Here is a 12890-nt window from a genome sequence, read left to right as displayed (position 1 = left end):
TTTAGATGAATATTTCCGATATTCGCGCAGGACTGCGCACGCTTGTAGACAATGGAGAAACCACGCTGACACGCATCGCCAGTGAATCAGGCGTGGCCCTGAGCACAGTCAGTGGTTTTGTGAATGATAAATATAACGGCAACATGGAATCAGTCGGGCGCACACTGGAACGCTGGCTGGAAAACTATCACCGCGCAGAAGAACTGCCGGAACCCCCGCGTTTTGTGGAAACTGCAACAGCCCGTCAAATCTGGACAAGTATGCGTTTTGCTAATCTGACCGGAACCATTGCTGTTATCTGTGGCAATCCAGGAGTGGGTAAAAGCGAAGCAGCCCGTGAATTTTGTCGCACTAATAATAATGTCTGGATGATCACCATCGCGCCATCCCGTGCCAGTACGCTGGAATGTCTGACTGAACTTGCCGAAGAGTTGGGAATGAATAATGCACCATGTCGCAAAGGGCCGCTTTCCCGTAATCTGCGTCGCCGCCTGAAAGGGACGCAGGGACTGGTCATTGTTGACGAAGCTGATCACCTTGACACCGAAGCGCTGGAAGAGCTCCGTCTGTTACAGGAGTCCGCCTGTATTGGTCTGGTTCTGATGGGGAATCACCGTGTTTATTCAAATATGACCGCTAATGGCGACAGAACAATTGAGTTTGCCCGTCTGTTTTCCCGTATTGCAAAGCGCACAGCAATTAATAAAACCAAAGAAGACGATGTAAACGCAATTGCGGATGCCTGGCAGATTACCGGGAAAAATGAACGGGAATTATTACAGCAGATTGCACAAACGCCTGGTGCGCTCCGCATTATAAATCAAACGCTGCGCCTTGCTGTTATGAATGCCTTCGGTAAAGGTGAACGTGTTAATGAGGATTATCTGCGTGAGGCTTACAAAGAGTTAGACCAGGACGTTGATGTTTCGATGCTGCTGGGTGTGCAAGGGGATGCTGAATCATGATGTCTCGTAATATCAAAATGGCGACGGAAGTAAAGACCTGGTTACAGGAGCGCGGCAGCCACGTCAACGAATCCTGGCTGGGCGTGGCCCGCCCGGTACTTGAAATCACCTGCCCGCCACCGGAGCTGGTCAGAAACGCTGTCAGGATTATGGAGCATAAATCAGGGGTTGCCCGTTCAGTATGGACGGCACGCCTTAATGGTTGCCAGATTATCTGGCGTTAATAACGGCTTATTTATTTGTGAGGAATAACAAAATGGCAAAAGTCATTATCGAAATCAAAAATGTGACATCTGAAGTTAAAGGGCAGCATTTACGCACCAATGTTAACGTGGACCACAGCGCAGAACTGGATGGTGATGAGTACACGCTTGCTGGTGCGATAGCGTTACTGGTTCTGGAAAAAAGCCGGGATATCGTTCGCGAGTCAGCCCATGAGGCCATTGAAATACTGAAAAATGATGGCGTCATTTCGGGTGGCAGTGTCACAGAAGCGACAGTTGAAGGAACACGTCACTGAAAGGAACGCTGACAATGAACGCCAAAATCAGAAACGAAATCCAGGCATTAATTCGAATCAAAATGCGTAATAACAATGGCGGAGACTTGCGCGAATTTATTTGCGCGCGCGAAGTTGAGGGGTATGGCGAAAAGACTTACCTGATTGCATTCGACCATTACAGCATTTGTGCGCGTTATTGCGGGGAGGCGGTATTCCGCGCCATTACGTTTGGCAATGCCTTCAATGTGGATTTATGGGAATACGTCATGGGCCGAGAATACATCAGCGCGTCAGACCCGGACGCACGGGAGCAGTGGCAGAACATCTGGCGCGATTACCGGCAAATGGCGAAAGGCTGGACGCAGGGGACGTATTCTTCCCTTGCCCTGAAAGCGGTTCAGTTATCGCTGCGGCATATTCCGGCATCACTGCGCGAACCCCTGTTGTACTGAGTGGTGACCGGAATGATGTGTAAGCGTAAACGCTGGTCACGCGAAGACCGGGAATTTATCGAAGCCAGTGTCGGGAAAATGACCGTCGAGGAAATGGCGAAAAAACTGAACGTTGCCACAACCGCCCTCCGGGCACACGCCAGAAGGCACGGAATATCGTTGTGTGCATATCGAATCAGTGAGCACGACAAATATTTGTGTCGAGAACTTTATAAAGACGGGCTGGCTATTCATGTCATTGCCCAAAAGATGGAATTAAGCAATCGTGCTGTATCCAGCATTGTATACAGCGAATATTAATTAACAGGAGCTTTATTTATATGGCTAAACCAGCAAAACGAATCAAGAACGCCGCAGCGGCTTATGTTCCGCAATCCCGCGATGCCGTGGTATGTGATATCCGCCGGATTGGTGACCTGCAACGCGAAGCAGCACGACTTGAAACGGAAATGAATGACGCTATCGCTGAGATTACGGAGAAATACGCCTCACAGATTGCGCCCCTTAAAACCAGTATTGAAACCCTTTCAAAAGGCGTTCAGGGGTGGTGTGAAGCGAACCGTGACGAACTGACGAACGGCGGCAAGGTGAAGACGGCGAACCTGGTAACCGGCGATGTGTCATGGCGTCAGCGCCCACCATCGGTAAGTATTCGCGGTGTGGATGCGGTGATGGAAACGCTGGAGCGTCTTGGCCTGCAACGCTTTATTCGCACGAAACAGGAAATCAACAAGGAAGCGATTTTACTGGAACCGAAAGCGGTCGCAGGTGTTGCCGGAATTACAGTTAAATCGGGCATTGAAGATTTTTCTATTATTCCGTTTGAACAGGAAGCCGGTATTTAATATCACCACGAATATTTAATTAATTCACTTTCTTTTAATTATGGCGCGATGCGTCAGGGGATTGCTCGCGCCTGAATCTGAAATGGTGATGTTTATGACCACAAAGAGTGAACGACAAAAAACAGAAATAACAGCAGCAACGCTGATTAAAGACAGCGCCGAATGTCTGGCATCAGTACCTGCATTGATTCAACAGGCGAATGCAAAAAATCTCCGTCGCGCAGCTTCGTTTATTCGTGCAGGCATTACCCGCCAGATGATGATTGCGCAGCTGTGTATGCGCGAAGCGCAGCGCCTGGAACAGATGGAGACGAGCAGTGATTAAGTCAATTGGCTTTGTCCTGCTGGTTGGCACCTGCGGGAATGATGCCTGTGATGCCATACCCGTAACGGAAAAAATCTGGCCCACAGAGCAGTCATGTATGCAGGTGATGGAGCGCATACAAAAACGTTATCCCAGTGAAATCTTTTATTGCGAGGAGGTATTAAGGAATGAATAACGTAAACGAAAAGCAGGAATGCCCGGCCTGCGGTAATGAAGTCCCTGAATATCTGAAAGAGTGCCCTTATTGTGGCGAGCAGAAATGCAACCACTGCGATATGGGCGATGACACGGCATGCGTGAATTGTGAAGGTGAATGAAATGATAACACAAGAAGTAACCCTGCATGCGGAGTTTCGGGCCACATTGATGGCTGGCGGAATGAGCAGGGAATCAGCGGATAAGCTCGTATCTTATCTGGAAGACGAAAAACATGATGATGCAGAGCTATTGCTTTTTAACGACGCCCGACTGGAAATGGCTGAGGCGCTTAGCCCGGCATGGATTATCAGAGAATTAAAAGGAATAGCCAAAGGGAATGATAAGCAGGCTGCGGTTGCCGCGTTGAATGTATTACAGCAAATGAGTATGAATTTTTATCCTGAATTTATTCTGAGAACTGCAAAATGAACGATGAAATCACATTTATCCCCAAAGATCTGGATGAAGAACTGGTGAAGGCTAAAATGCTTGAGCGTATGCGCGATATTATTGATATTGCTATCCGTGAAGGGCTGTCTGCGCGTGTTACTGTGAATATTATCCAGCATGAAATTAATATTATTGCAGATGAAGTTTCACTGGATAACAAAAAAGCCCGCGACGAATTTATTCGCCGCAGGCTGGGGCTTAAACCATCAGACGTGATTACGCCTGAGCGTCTTGTGGAGGCTCTTTTTCAACGCTGAAATCAGACATAGCAAGTTTCAGACGAAGCGCATGAAGATCAAGATCCGTAACGCCCTCCCGGTTCTGAATGTTTTCAAGAATTGCTGAGGCCAGTATGGATTGAGCTTCCCCCTTTGTCAGAGTCTTGTTCTGGACAAGTTTCAACATCAGACCCGAAACCAGATTAAAAGTGATTGACGCATTGTTTTCTACAGACATGTCGTCTCCATTTTCAGTGTTATCAATAGTACGGGCGGTGTTGCAGCACCGCCCCTTTTCGGAGGTACGATTATGAGTCGCACATCCCTGATTAAATTAATCCATGTTGCCCGTCGTGATCTACAACTCGACGATGACACTTACCGCGCCTTTCTGGTGCAGTGCACAGGCAAGACCAGTTGCCGCGAACTGACTGTCGCACAACTGGAACAGGTGCTCGATGCCATGAAAGAGCGCGGTTTTAAGAAGCAGAAAAAACATCCCCGCCGTCGCTTTAAGGGGCATGTCACACCGCGCGAGAAGATTTATAAAATCTGGCAGCAGATGTTTCTTGATGGTTTCGTCTCCGATATCAGCGACGCCGCGCTGGACAAATACGTTGAACGCCTGACGGCCAGACGTAATGGTGGTCAGGGTGTTTCCACGCTGGCCTGGTGTCACGGGGAATCGTTGCATGTTGTGCTCGAAACGCTCAAACAGTGGCATATGCGCTGCATCCGGGAAGCCTTTGCCCGACATGGTGTGCCTTTACCTGTAAGCCCATCCGGGCGGGAACTGCGCGGCTATGATGCACTGACCAGTGCATATGCCCGCGCACGAAACAGCGGGAGAATTGCTGTATGAAACAGATGAAAGAGCAGGATTTATTCGAAGACTTCCGGGACGACAGCGTTCTGGAATACCTTAACGATTACCAGGAAAACACCGCTTATCCGGCGTTACTTTCTGAACTGAACGCACTGCTGCGTAAAGAGCTGGCCCGGATTGGCGCAGACCCTGCTCATTCCATTGAGCTGGTTGTGGCGATTTGTCGCCATATCGGCGGGATGCAGGTTTATGTTCCTAGGGGGAATATTCTGGAGAATCTTGTCCGGGATATGCGTATCTGGCGTGATTTTAACGGCCATAATATTCCTGAACTGGTTCAGCGTTATGGGGTGACGTATAAAACCGTCTACAAGGCCATCAAACGGATGCGACGTCTGGAGCGTAATAAATACCAGCCGGATTTGTTTTACCACTCCCCGAACCTGCCTCACCCCGTTCGTCGTCCGCCACGACGCCCTTAATCAATGAAGCCGGTAAATCCGGCTTTTTTTATGCCTCCGGCACCATGAAGCAGACCACGTTTAAATCTGCTTCACAGGTGCTTTTATGGAAAATCAAAAATTCTCCCCGGCCTTTGAGCATGCGCTGAATTTTATTCTGCGTCCTGATATCGAAGGCGTTTATGTCAATGACCCCACTGACCGTGGCGGCGAAACCAAATACGGCATTTCTGACCGCCGCGACGGTGTGATTGACGGCAAAACCGATGTCAACGGCGACGGCAAACCGGATACCCGCATTAAGGATTTAACCCGCGAACAGGTTGCGCAGATTTACTGGCGCGATTACTGGCTGCCTGCCGGATGTGACCAGTGGCCTGATGGCGTGGCGATGTTTGTGTTCGATGCGGCGGTTCAGCATGGCGTTAAAAAAGCCATCAGGATTTTGCAGGAAGCCGCTGATGTGGATGCTGACGGCATCATTGGTCCGCGTACCCGTAAGGCCGTGAGTCTGTCCACCCCGGACTGGCTGCTGGCCCGTTGCATTGTCCGTCGTTCCCGCTTTTATGCCGACATCATCAAATCAAACCCCGCCCAGGGAAAATACCTGAACGGCTGGTTTAACCGCATGGAAAAGCTGACCGACGCCTGTCTGGAAATCATCGATACCCCTTTAGGCATCATGTCCGCCACGCGGGGGTGATATGGGCAAAGGCTGGGATGCCTCACTGAAAGCCGGGCGGCGTGACCGCCTGCGCCAGGAGGTTCTGCACCGCATGGCCGGAGGTCCGCCCCCGAAACCGCTGGACTATACCGGCCATGATGGCACACACGCCAGCTACTACATGCGTGGCTGGAACTCCGTGGATACACGGGACATTTTCTGGCAGTGCCAGAAGTACAAGGAAAAACTCAATGCACAGAATGAATAGTCTTTTTGTTCGCGTTATTTACTCCCGCTTTATGTTGTGCCAGTGGTCGTTTCTGGGACTGTCGGCAGTACTTTTTCTGGCGAGCTGTTTTGCCGGATGGCGGGCGTTTGCGGTCATGGTGCTGGCATACGGCGCGACACTCTGCCTGATTCACAGTTTCCAGCTGGGCAACGTACCTTATCGCCTGCAGCCCAAAAGGCGTTTCCGGGCCGCCTCCCTTCGAATTGTCGTGTGGTCATGGGTGGTCTGGGCCGTTGGTTTTTTCATGCTGACATTCGGCATTCTTTATCTGAAGGAGCCTTATCAGCTGGCGTTCTGGCTGGGCGGTATTTTTTGCGCGGCACTTTATAAACATCAGCGCCGTTTTCATAAGGGGGATTCATGGATCCGTTAACCCTTTCAGGCATCGCCTCTGTTCTGCTGAAAGCCGGGCCGGGGCTGATTCGTTCCGTCGGGCGCTGGTTTGGTGGCAGTACATCTGCCGCCGCTGACTCGGTGGCCGGTATGGTGGAAAGCGTCCGGGAAAGCCTTCCCGTTGCTGAACAGCAACGCATTCTGGAACAAAAACTGGTGATGCTGTCACCGGAGCAACTGGTGCAACTGGAAACCCTGAAAATTCAGCTGCAACAGCTGGAGGTGGAACGGCAGAAGCTGGTGCTGGCTGACCAGCAGGCCGCACACCACGAACAGCAGGAAACCATCCGCAATGGTGACAACGCCACGGACAGCTATGTGCGCCAGACACGCCCGCTGCTGGCCCGCCTTTCCTGTTACAGCAGTCTGGCCTATGTGCTGTTGCTCTCCTGCGGCCAGATTGCCGGAGCCATTGCCGGTGCCAGAGGTATCACGCTGCATATGCCATCACCGGACTGGGATATCACGCTGATGTTGCTTACCCCGGCGCTGGGCTATCTCGGTGTAAGAACCCTTGACGGCTTTGCCCGTTACAGCAAATCAAGCCGTCACAAAATGTCTGCGGGGCCGAAATGACCGACGAAATCGATCGCATCAGTGAAGTGGTTCTGAACGAGCGTCAGAGCGTCGTTAAAGCCTGGCAGACACGGACAAAAGAAACGCCCCACAGCCGGGGCTTCTGCAATGACTGCGGGAACGTTATTCCGGCACAGCGCCTTGCGGCGCTGCCGGATGTGGTGACCTGTATTGACTGTCAGCAGATGCGGGAACGCAGGAGGAAAACGTGTCCTGGGAAATGATCAGAGCCAACTGGCCCATTCTGTGGGCATTGCTGATGACAGGAATAAACCTGCTTCAGTTGATTCTGGCAAAGACCTACGTCAAACGCGAAGAGTTTGATTTGCTGCGTTCCCGCGTGTCGGTGATGGAAAGCCAGGTACATCAGCTACCTGATCGTGATGAGTTCCACCGCCTGCAACTGGATATCAGCAACCTGCGGGGAGAAATCAAAGAGCTGGGGCCATCCATCCGCCAGGTATCCCGCATCAGCGATTTGTTATTAGAGAACGAGTTAAAGGAAAAAAATTAATGGCGATGAAAGAGATCCTCACTGAAGACCGTCGTCTGGTGTTGCTGCGTTCCCTGCTGGATTGTGGCGACAGCGCGAATGAATCCGTGTTGCAGACCTGCCTTCAGGCCTACGGTCATAAGGTATCCCGTGATGTGGTGCGCACCCAGCTTGCATGGCTGCGCGAGCAGGGGCTGGTTCGTCTGTCTGATGTGGGCGGCTGTTACGTGGCTGAAATCACCGGCAGCGGTGAGGATGTGGCAAACGGCCTGTCCAGCGTTCCGGGCGTTAAAAAACCCCGTGCGAGGGACTGAGCATGGCCCGAAAACTGAAGCCGTTAAGTCGCGGAGAACGGGCCGTCGTGCGGCAGCTGGCGTACTGTCTTGTGCTCGCGGATATTGAGAAAAACGCCATCGCCCGTGCATATGAACAACAGACCGGAAAGCCCTGGAACCCGGATGCACCGGATACCCCCATGAAACGTGCCCTGCGTTCATCACCGGCATGTGCGCGGCTGTGGAAGCTGCTGGGTAAGGATATCCGCTCCGTTCGCGAAGAAATATACGCCGGTCTGAAAACACCGGGAACTGAAGACGGGGGCCGTCGTGAACCGTAAAAAGAATCCGATAAGTAAAGCGTCCCGTGATGAACTCCGCCGTCTGGCGCATAACCTGACATGGCGGGAAATCCAGAACGGCGCACTGAAATCTGCATACGAAAGTTTACAGCGTAGTGAGCAACAGGAGGGCACACATGGAAAATGAACAACGCCCCACCCGTGGCCGTCTTTCCAAAGTGGATTTACTCCCGGACAGCATCCGGGAGCAGTTGCATCAGATGCTGCGGGAAAAGCGGCACACGCAGGAGGAAATCCGCGAAGCCATCAACGCCCTGATTGACGAACACAACCTGCCGGAAGAGATGCAGTTAAGCCGGACGGGCTTAAACCGCTATGCCATCCGCATGGAAAAAGTCGGGGCAAAAATCCGTGCCTCCCGCGAAATGGCCGAAGTCTGGGCGGCAAAGCTGGGTTCCGCGCCGACGTCAGACGTCGGCAAACTGCTGATGGAGTTTGTAAAAACGCTGGCTTTTGAAACGTCCATGTCGATGGCAGAAGACGACAAGCCTGTTGCACCGAAGGCGCTGGGGCAACTGGCGCTGGTTGCCCAGCGTCTGGAAGCGGCAGCCATGACCAGCCATAAACGCGAGAAAGCGATCCGTGATGCGTTTGCGCAGGAGATGGCAGAGAAAACCGAAGAACTGGTCAGAACGGGCGGTCTGTCAGGTGGTGCGGCTGACACCATCAAACGAGACATTCTGGGGATTAGCGTATGACACAAATGGATACGTTCAGTGAATATGATGTTCTGCTGCCGTATCAGAAACGCTGGGTGGCGGATGATGCCGACCTGAAAATTGCCGAGAAATCCCGCCGTACCGGTTTAACCTGGGCGGAAGCGGCGGATGCAGCACTGACGGCATCACTGAAGAAGGAAGACGGCGGGCGCGATCACTTTTATATCGGTTCGAATAAGGAGATGGCCCGCGAATTTATCGACGCCGTGGCGATGTGGGCGAAGGCGTTTAATGCGGCAGCGGAAGAAATCTGCGAGGAAGTGATCACCGACGAAGACAAGGACATTCTGACGTTCGTCGTGTACTTCGCCAGCGGTTTTAAGGTCAAGGCACTGTCCAGCAACCCGAGCAACATTCGCGGGATGCAGGGGAATGTCACCATCGACGAGGCCGCGTTCCATGAAAAACTGGACGAGCTGCTGAAGGCGGTGCTGCCGCTGAAAACATGGGGCGGCAAAATTCGCCTTATTTCCACCCATGACGGCGTGGACAACCTGTTTAATCAGCTTATTCAGGAAAGCCGCGCGGGCAAAAAAGATTACAGCATTCACACCATCACGCTGGACGACGCCTGCAATGACGGGCTGTACCGACGTATCTGTCAGGTGCGCGGCATGGTGTGGTCACCGGAAGCCGAGGCGGAATGGAAAGAAGGCCTGCTGCGAAATACCGCCACCCGCGAAGACGCGCTGGAGGAGTATTACTGCGTCCCGAAAAACGGCGGCGGCACGTATATCCCCCGCTCACTGCGTGAACGTGCGGCCCGTGGCACCGGGAAAGTGTTGCGCTTTACCGGCACACCGGAATTTAACGCACTGACGGAAAGCCAGCGCCGGGCAGATATCCGGGAATGGCTGGAAACAGTGGTGCGCCCTGAACTGGAAAAACTCCCGAAGAACCTGCGCCACTGTCTGGGGGAAGACTTTGCGCGTTCGGGTGACCTGACCGTACTGGCCCCGGTGACGGTGAACGATGACACCACCCGCGAGGTGCCGTTCCTGGTTGAGCTTGGCAATGTGCCGTTTAAACAGCAGGAGCAGGTGCTGTTCTGGCTTTGCGATCGTCTGCCCCGCCGTGACGGCATCAAAATGGATGCGCGGGGGAATGGTCAGTATCTGGCAGAACAGGCGGCAGAGCGGTACGGCGATGAAGTGGAACAGGTGATGCTGTCCGTGGCGTTTTACCGCGAAAACATGCCCCGTTTCCGTGCGGCGTTTGAAGATGATGAGCTGATCCTTCCGAAGCATGAAGACGTGATCAATGACCTCGGAGCCATTCAGTTACTGCGTGGCGTTCCCGGCATTGATGATTCACGAACCAAAGGCAGCGACGGTCACAAACGTCACGGCGACGCCGCTGTGGCCATTTTCCTGGGCTTCCTTGCCAGCAAGGATGACTGCCACCGTTACGAGTTGCACCGCCTGAACCGCCCGGCGAAACCGGAAGAACGCAACGCGCGCCGCCAGATGAAGCTAACGCGCGGCCTGAAAAATGAGGGAGGTTTACTGTGAACCTGAAACAACTGGCCGGGGCCGTTCGCCGTCTGCTGAACCCGGCAACCGGTGAGGAAGACACGCTGAAAAAAGAGGCGCTCAACGAAGCACAGGCCCGTCCGCGTCATGCCGGTGTGCGTTCGGCCTCGCCGGGTATCAGCGTCGCCTCCGGGCTGAACCCCGGCAGGCTGGCAGGCATTCTGCGCAATGCTACTGACGGCATCACGCGTGATTTTTTTATCCTTGCTGAAGAGATGGAAGAACGCGATTTGCATTACGCCTCGGTACTGCGCACCCGCAAGCTGACGGTGGCGGGTATCGAACCGGTGGTGGTGGCCGCCAGTGATGACGATGCTGACGTGCAACTGGCGGACGCCATCCGTGCACTGATGGAGGCACCGCAAATCCCTGAGCTGATGTTTGATCTGCTCGACGGGCTGGGAAAAGGCGTGGCGGTCTGTGAAATTTTGTGGAACACCCGCAACAACCACTGGGTGCCCCGTGATTATGAGTGGGTTGATCCCCGTTTTCTGAAAGCCGAAAAACCCACGCTGCGCCAGTTCCGCCTGCTGACTGACGATGAACCGGTGGATGGCGTACCGCTGACACCGGGAAAATTCATTGTTCACCAGCCGCGTCTGAAATCCGGTCTGCCGCTGCGTAACGGTCTGGCCCGTCTGGTGGCGGTGATGTACATGCTGAAATCCTTTACCGTGCGCGACTGGTGGGCATTTGCGGAAAAATTCGGCATTCCGGTTACGGTGGGGAAATACGGTCCCAACGCCACGGAGGAGCAAATCCGCGTGCTGATTGATGCGATTGCCTCCATTGCCTCGGATGCCGGGTGTGCCATTCCGCAGTCCATGCAACTGGAGATGAAGGAAACCGCCAGCAGGAATAACGGCGGCGCACTGTTCCGTGAAATGGCGGAATGGTGTGATGCGCAAATCAGTAAAGCCGTGCTGGGGCAGACCATGACCACGGATAACGGCAGTTCGCGCTCACAGGCGGACGTGCACAATCAGGTGCGCATGGACATTGTGCGCTGGGACGCGCGACAGCTGGCTAACACGCTGAATGAATATCTGGTGCGTCCCTATATCGAGGCCAATTACGGGCCACAGGCGCACTACCCCCGTGTTGTTCTGCGTATCAGTGAAGCGGAAGATCTGAAGGCGCTGACAGATGCTCTGGTGCCGCTGATTGACCGGGGGATGCGGGTTCAGGAATCGGAGCTGCGGGACCGGTTCGGCCTGGCTGAACCGGACGACGGGGCTGATGTTCTGCATCCGGTTTCTGCCGGGATGCCGGGTGATATGGCGATGAACCGCGAGCGCGTCGCCCTGAACCGGGAACACCCCGACGAACTGGCACAGATGGTGGATGATGCCCTGCGTGACTGGCAGAAAACCGGCGAGGCGTTCACGAACCCGGTGCTGACACTGGCGCAGGAATGCGACAGTTTTGATGACTTTCTGAAACGCCTGCCTGAGCTTCAGGAAACGCTGAACGCGGACGACTTTGCCCTGCAACTGGCGGAGGTGTGCTTTAAGGCGCGTGCGCTGGGGGACACCGGCCATGCGTGAAACCCTCATCCCGAAAGAGGCGCTGGCGTGGCTGAAGGCGAAGAAGCTGCGCCCCGGTTTTGATTACCGGGATGTATGGCGGGAAGAACACCGGAACAGCTTCACCGTGGCAAAAATGCTGCAACTGGATTTGTTGTCGGATGTGAAAGCCCTTGTGGAAGACGCCCTGCAAAGCGGGCAGACGTTCAGCGAGTTCCGGGAGATGCTGCAACCGTTGCTGATAAAACGCGGATGGTGGGGCGTACAGGAGATGGATGATCCGCTGACGGGTGAAACCCGCACCGTGCAACTGGGCAGCGACCGCCGCCTCCGCACGATTTTTGACACCAACATGCGCACCGCCCGCGCGGCGGGCCAGTGGGAACGCATTCAGCGGACAAAGCGGGCCATGCCGTATCTGATTTATGAGCTGGGGCCATCCCGTGAGCACCGGGCGGAGCATGTGAAATGGGCGCGTCTGTGTCTGCCGACAGACCACCCGTTCTGGCAGACGCATTTTGCGCCTAACGGCTGGGGCTGCAAATGCACCATTCGTCAGGTCAGCCGTGGTGAGTATGCGCAACTGGCGGCACAGGGCACCATTCATACCGAAGCGCCGGAAATCAGAACTGTCCGCTGGGTGAACAAACGCACGGGCGAAGAGGAAGATGTGCCGGAAGGGATTGATCCGGGCTGGAACTACAATCCCGGCATAAACCGTGAGCAGGAGCTGGCGCGCCAGCTGGCGACAAAACAGGCCCGTTTTGACAGTGAGTAACCCTCCCGCCGTAAATCCCCCTGAAACGCATCAGAAACGCG

27 protein-coding genes are annotated in these 12890 nt (G+C 54.0%); 26 read left to right on the top strand and 1 reads right to left on the bottom strand.

All coding sequences use genetic code 11. The features are described 5' to 3' along the window. Positions 1-5: 5 nt before the first annotated feature. The 11 genes from C0K55_RS20630 (at position 6) to C0K55_RS20585 (ending at position 3994) form a co-directional block, all read left to right on the top strand. Entirely contained in the window at positions 6-965 is a 960-nt protein-coding gene (locus C0K55_RS20630; protein ID WP_105266489.1) for an AAA family ATPase, read from the top strand. After that, complete coding sequence (locus C0K55_RS20625) at positions 962-1189, top strand: hypothetical protein (RefSeq protein ID WP_000987805.1); 228 nt, start codon at positions 962-964, stop codon at positions 1187-1189. Before C0K55_RS20630 ends, C0K55_RS20625 begins: the two co-directional genes overlap by 4 nt. 32 nt (positions 1190-1221) lie before the next feature. Further along, on the top strand, positions 1222-1485 hold the full coding sequence (locus tag C0K55_RS20620; RefSeq protein ID WP_096965955.1) for a hypothetical protein: 264 nt from the start codon (positions 1222-1224) through the stop codon (positions 1483-1485). Positions 1486-1499: 14 nt separating this feature from the next. Continuing rightward, positions 1500-1919 carry a hypothetical protein gene (locus tag C0K55_RS20615; RefSeq protein ID WP_105266490.1) on the top strand — a complete coding sequence of 140 codons (420 nt, stop codon included), beginning with the start codon at positions 1500-1502 and terminating at the stop codon, positions 1917-1919. A 12-nt stretch (positions 1920-1931) separates the two neighbouring features. Continuing rightward, a complete protein-coding gene (locus C0K55_RS20610) occupies positions 1932-2219 on the top strand; it encodes a hypothetical protein (RefSeq protein WP_105266491.1) in 288 nt (95 codons plus the stop codon). A gap of 20 nt (positions 2220-2239) precedes the next feature. Continuing rightward, the gene (locus C0K55_RS20605) at positions 2240-2764 is read left to right on the top strand and encodes a host-nuclease inhibitor Gam family protein (protein ID WP_001107927.1); all 525 of its coding nucleotides are present in this window, start codon (positions 2240-2242) and stop codon (positions 2762-2764) included. Positions 2765-2858: 94 nt separating this feature from the next. Beyond that, a complete protein-coding gene (locus C0K55_RS20600) occupies positions 2859-3089 on the top strand; it encodes a hypothetical protein (protein WP_236942611.1) in 231 nt (76 codons plus the stop codon). Continuing rightward, a complete protein-coding gene (locus C0K55_RS20595) occupies positions 3082-3264 on the top strand; it encodes a hypothetical protein (RefSeq protein WP_105266492.1) in 183 nt (60 codons plus the stop codon). The genes C0K55_RS20600 and C0K55_RS20595 overlap by 8 nt, the downstream gene beginning before the upstream one ends. Further along, positions 3257-3406, top strand: a complete 150-nt coding sequence (locus tag C0K55_RS26255) for a hypothetical protein (RefSeq protein WP_172956166.1) — start codon at positions 3257-3259, stop codon at positions 3404-3406. The genes C0K55_RS20595 and C0K55_RS26255 overlap by 8 nt, the downstream gene beginning before the upstream one ends. A 1-nt stretch (position 3407) precedes the next feature. Beyond that, on the top strand, positions 3408-3716 hold the full coding sequence (locus C0K55_RS20590; RefSeq protein WP_105266493.1) for a hypothetical protein: 309 nt from the start codon (positions 3408-3410) through the stop codon (positions 3714-3716). Next, a complete protein-coding gene (locus C0K55_RS20585) occupies positions 3713-3994 on the top strand; it encodes a hypothetical protein (protein ID WP_105266494.1) in 282 nt (93 codons plus the stop codon). Before C0K55_RS20590 ends, C0K55_RS20585 begins: the two co-directional genes overlap by 4 nt. Here the strand turns inward: C0K55_RS20585 and C0K55_RS20580 are convergent. After that, positions 3954-4193, bottom strand: a complete 240-nt coding sequence (locus C0K55_RS20580; protein ID WP_105266495.1) for a hypothetical protein — start codon at positions 4191-4193, stop codon at positions 3954-3956. The two genes, C0K55_RS20585 and C0K55_RS20580, sit on opposite strands and share 41 nt — an antisense overlap. Positions 4194-4265: 72 nt before the next feature. On the opposite strand from C0K55_RS20580, the gene C0K55_RS20575 reads away from it, so the two are divergent. The 15 genes from C0K55_RS20575 to C0K55_RS20510 all read left to right on the top strand — a co-directional run bounded on the left by C0K55_RS20575 (position 4266) and on the right by C0K55_RS20510 (position 12849). After that, the gene (locus tag C0K55_RS20575) at positions 4266-4817 is read left to right on the top strand and encodes a gp16 family protein (protein WP_105266496.1); all 552 of its coding nucleotides are present in this window, start codon (positions 4266-4268) and stop codon (positions 4815-4817) included. Then, positions 4814-5263: a Mor transcription activator family protein gene (locus tag C0K55_RS20570; protein WP_105266497.1), complete on the top strand. Its 450-nt coding sequence runs from the start codon at positions 4814-4816 to the stop codon at positions 5261-5263. Before C0K55_RS20575 ends, C0K55_RS20570 begins: the two co-directional genes overlap by 4 nt. Before the next feature lie 85 nt (positions 5264-5348). Beyond that, positions 5349-5945, top strand: coding sequence for a glycoside hydrolase family 108 protein (locus tag C0K55_RS20565; protein WP_105266498.1), 597 nt, complete (start codon positions 5349-5351; stop codon positions 5943-5945). 1 nt (position 5946) lies between these two features. Then, a complete protein-coding gene (locus tag C0K55_RS20560) occupies positions 5947-6174 on the top strand; it encodes a hypothetical protein (RefSeq protein ID WP_040088621.1) in 228 nt (75 codons plus the stop codon). After that, positions 6158-6568 (top strand): hypothetical protein, encoded by a 411-nt coding sequence (locus C0K55_RS20555; RefSeq protein WP_063103520.1) that lies wholly within the window; start codon positions 6158-6160, stop codon positions 6566-6568. Before C0K55_RS20560 ends, C0K55_RS20555 begins: the two co-directional genes overlap by 17 nt. Then, a complete protein-coding gene (locus C0K55_RS20550; RefSeq protein ID WP_000371429.1) occupies positions 6556-7164 on the top strand; it encodes a hypothetical protein in 609 nt (202 codons plus the stop codon). Before C0K55_RS20555 ends, C0K55_RS20550 begins: the two co-directional genes overlap by 13 nt. Next, a complete protein-coding gene (locus C0K55_RS20545; protein WP_000128966.1) occupies positions 7161-7388 on the top strand; it encodes a TraR/DksA family transcriptional regulator in 228 nt (75 codons plus the stop codon). The genes C0K55_RS20550 and C0K55_RS20545 overlap by 4 nt, the downstream gene beginning before the upstream one ends. Then, positions 7373-7678 carry a DUF2730 family protein gene (locus C0K55_RS20540; protein WP_001372558.1) on the top strand — a complete coding sequence of 102 codons (306 nt, stop codon included), beginning with the start codon at positions 7373-7375 and terminating at the stop codon, positions 7676-7678. Before C0K55_RS20545 ends, C0K55_RS20540 begins: the two co-directional genes overlap by 16 nt. Before the next feature lie 5 nt (positions 7679-7683). Then, positions 7684-7971 carry a VpaChn25_0724 family phage protein gene (locus C0K55_RS20535; protein ID WP_024168521.1) on the top strand — a complete coding sequence of 96 codons (288 nt, stop codon included), beginning with the start codon at positions 7684-7686 and terminating at the stop codon, positions 7969-7971. A 2-nt stretch (positions 7972-7973) separates the two neighbouring features. Further along, a complete protein-coding gene (locus C0K55_RS20530) occupies positions 7974-8273 on the top strand; it encodes a hypothetical protein (RefSeq protein WP_000101554.1) in 300 nt (99 codons plus the stop codon). Further along, positions 8263-8421, top strand: a complete 159-nt coding sequence (locus tag C0K55_RS26250) for a hypothetical protein (protein WP_165787343.1) — start codon at positions 8263-8265, stop codon at positions 8419-8421. Before C0K55_RS20530 ends, C0K55_RS26250 begins: the two co-directional genes overlap by 11 nt. Next, positions 8411-8992 carry a DUF3486 family protein gene (locus tag C0K55_RS20525; RefSeq protein WP_000426824.1) on the top strand — a complete coding sequence of 194 codons (582 nt, stop codon included), beginning with the start codon at positions 8411-8413 and terminating at the stop codon, positions 8990-8992. The genes C0K55_RS26250 and C0K55_RS20525 overlap by 11 nt, the downstream gene beginning before the upstream one ends. Next, positions 8989-10524 (top strand): terminase large subunit domain-containing protein, encoded by a 1536-nt coding sequence (locus C0K55_RS20520; RefSeq protein WP_000192879.1) that lies wholly within the window; start codon positions 8989-8991, stop codon positions 10522-10524. The genes C0K55_RS20525 and C0K55_RS20520 overlap by 4 nt, the downstream gene beginning before the upstream one ends. Next, the gene (locus tag C0K55_RS20515; RefSeq protein ID WP_105266499.1) at positions 10521-12092 is read left to right on the top strand and encodes a DUF935 domain-containing protein; all 1572 of its coding nucleotides are present in this window, start codon (positions 10521-10523) and stop codon (positions 12090-12092) included. Before C0K55_RS20520 ends, C0K55_RS20515 begins: the two co-directional genes overlap by 4 nt. After that, the gene (locus tag C0K55_RS20510) at positions 12085-12849 is read left to right on the top strand and encodes a phage head morphogenesis protein (RefSeq protein ID WP_105266500.1); all 765 of its coding nucleotides are present in this window, start codon (positions 12085-12087) and stop codon (positions 12847-12849) included. The genes C0K55_RS20515 and C0K55_RS20510 overlap by 8 nt, the downstream gene beginning before the upstream one ends. Positions 12850-12890: the final 41 nt, after the last annotated feature.

The organism is Escherichia sp. MOD1-EC6098, from assembly GCF_002965865.1.
GTDB classification, from domain to species: Bacteria; Pseudomonadota; Gammaproteobacteria; order Enterobacterales; family Enterobacteriaceae; genus Escherichia; species Escherichia marmotae.
This window is presented reverse-complemented; position numbering and strand designations above follow the sequence as displayed.

Bases quoted from the DNA above. Each gene is read 5' to 3' on its own strand.
- C0K55_RS20580 (WP_105266495.1), bottom strand. From the start codon at position 4,193: ATGTCTGTAGAAAACAATGCGTCAATCACTTTTAATCTGGTTTCGGGT.
- C0K55_RS20560 (WP_040088621.1), top strand. From the start codon at position 5,947: ATGGGCAAAGGCTGGGATGCCTCACTGAAAGCCGGGCGGCGTGACCGC.
- C0K55_RS20510 (WP_105266500.1), top strand. From the start codon at position 12,085: ATGCGTGAAACCCTCATCCCGAAAGAGGCGCTGGCGTGGCTGAAGGCG.
- C0K55_RS20565 (WP_105266498.1), top strand. From the start codon at position 5,349: ATGGAAAATCAAAAATTCTCCCCGGCCTTTGAGCATGCGCTGAATTTT.
- C0K55_RS20590 (WP_105266493.1), top strand. From the start codon at position 3,408: ATGATAACACAAGAAGTAACCCTGCATGCGGAGTTTCGGGCCACATTG.
- C0K55_RS20610 (WP_105266491.1), top strand. From the start codon at position 1,932: ATGATGTGTAAGCGTAAACGCTGGTCACGCGAAGACCGGGAATTTATC.
- C0K55_RS20615 (WP_105266490.1), top strand. From the start codon at position 1,500: ATGAACGCCAAAATCAGAAACGAAATCCAGGCATTAATTCGAATCAAA.
- C0K55_RS20625 (WP_000987805.1), top strand. From the start codon at position 962: ATGATGTCTCGTAATATCAAAATGGCGACGGAAGTAAAGACCTGGTTA.
- C0K55_RS20545 (WP_000128966.1), top strand. From the start codon at position 7,161: ATGACCGACGAAATCGATCGCATCAGTGAAGTGGTTCTGAACGAGCGT.
- C0K55_RS20585 (WP_105266494.1), top strand. From the start codon at position 3,713: ATGAACGATGAAATCACATTTATCCCCAAAGATCTGGATGAAGAACTG.
- C0K55_RS20570 (WP_105266497.1), top strand. From the start codon at position 4,814: ATGAAACAGATGAAAGAGCAGGATTTATTCGAAGACTTCCGGGACGAC.
- C0K55_RS26255 (WP_172956166.1), top strand. From the start codon at position 3,257: ATGAATAACGTAAACGAAAAGCAGGAATGCCCGGCCTGCGGTAATGAA.
- C0K55_RS20550 (WP_000371429.1), top strand. From the start codon at position 6,556: ATGGATCCGTTAACCCTTTCAGGCATCGCCTCTGTTCTGCTGAAAGCC.
- C0K55_RS20620 (WP_096965955.1), top strand. From the start codon at position 1,222: ATGGCAAAAGTCATTATCGAAATCAAAAATGTGACATCTGAAGTTAAA.
- C0K55_RS20555 (WP_063103520.1), top strand. From the start codon at position 6,158: ATGCACAGAATGAATAGTCTTTTTGTTCGCGTTATTTACTCCCGCTTT.
- C0K55_RS20535 (WP_024168521.1), top strand. From the start codon at position 7,684: ATGAAAGAGATCCTCACTGAAGACCGTCGTCTGGTGTTGCTGCGTTCC.
- C0K55_RS20630 (WP_105266489.1), top strand. From the start codon at position 6: ATGAATATTTCCGATATTCGCGCAGGACTGCGCACGCTTGTAGACAAT.
- C0K55_RS20575 (WP_105266496.1), top strand. From the start codon at position 4,266: ATGAGTCGCACATCCCTGATTAAATTAATCCATGTTGCCCGTCGTGAT.
- C0K55_RS20525 (WP_000426824.1), top strand. From the start codon at position 8,411: ATGGAAAATGAACAACGCCCCACCCGTGGCCGTCTTTCCAAAGTGGAT.
- C0K55_RS20600 (WP_236942611.1), top strand. From the start codon at position 2,859: ATGACCACAAAGAGTGAACGACAAAAAACAGAAATAACAGCAGCAACG.
- C0K55_RS20530 (WP_000101554.1), top strand. From the start codon at position 7,974: ATGGCCCGAAAACTGAAGCCGTTAAGTCGCGGAGAACGGGCCGTCGTG.
- C0K55_RS20520 (WP_000192879.1), top strand. From the start codon at position 8,989: ATGACACAAATGGATACGTTCAGTGAATATGATGTTCTGCTGCCGTAT.
- C0K55_RS20605 (WP_001107927.1), top strand. From the start codon at position 2,240: ATGGCTAAACCAGCAAAACGAATCAAGAACGCCGCAGCGGCTTATGTT.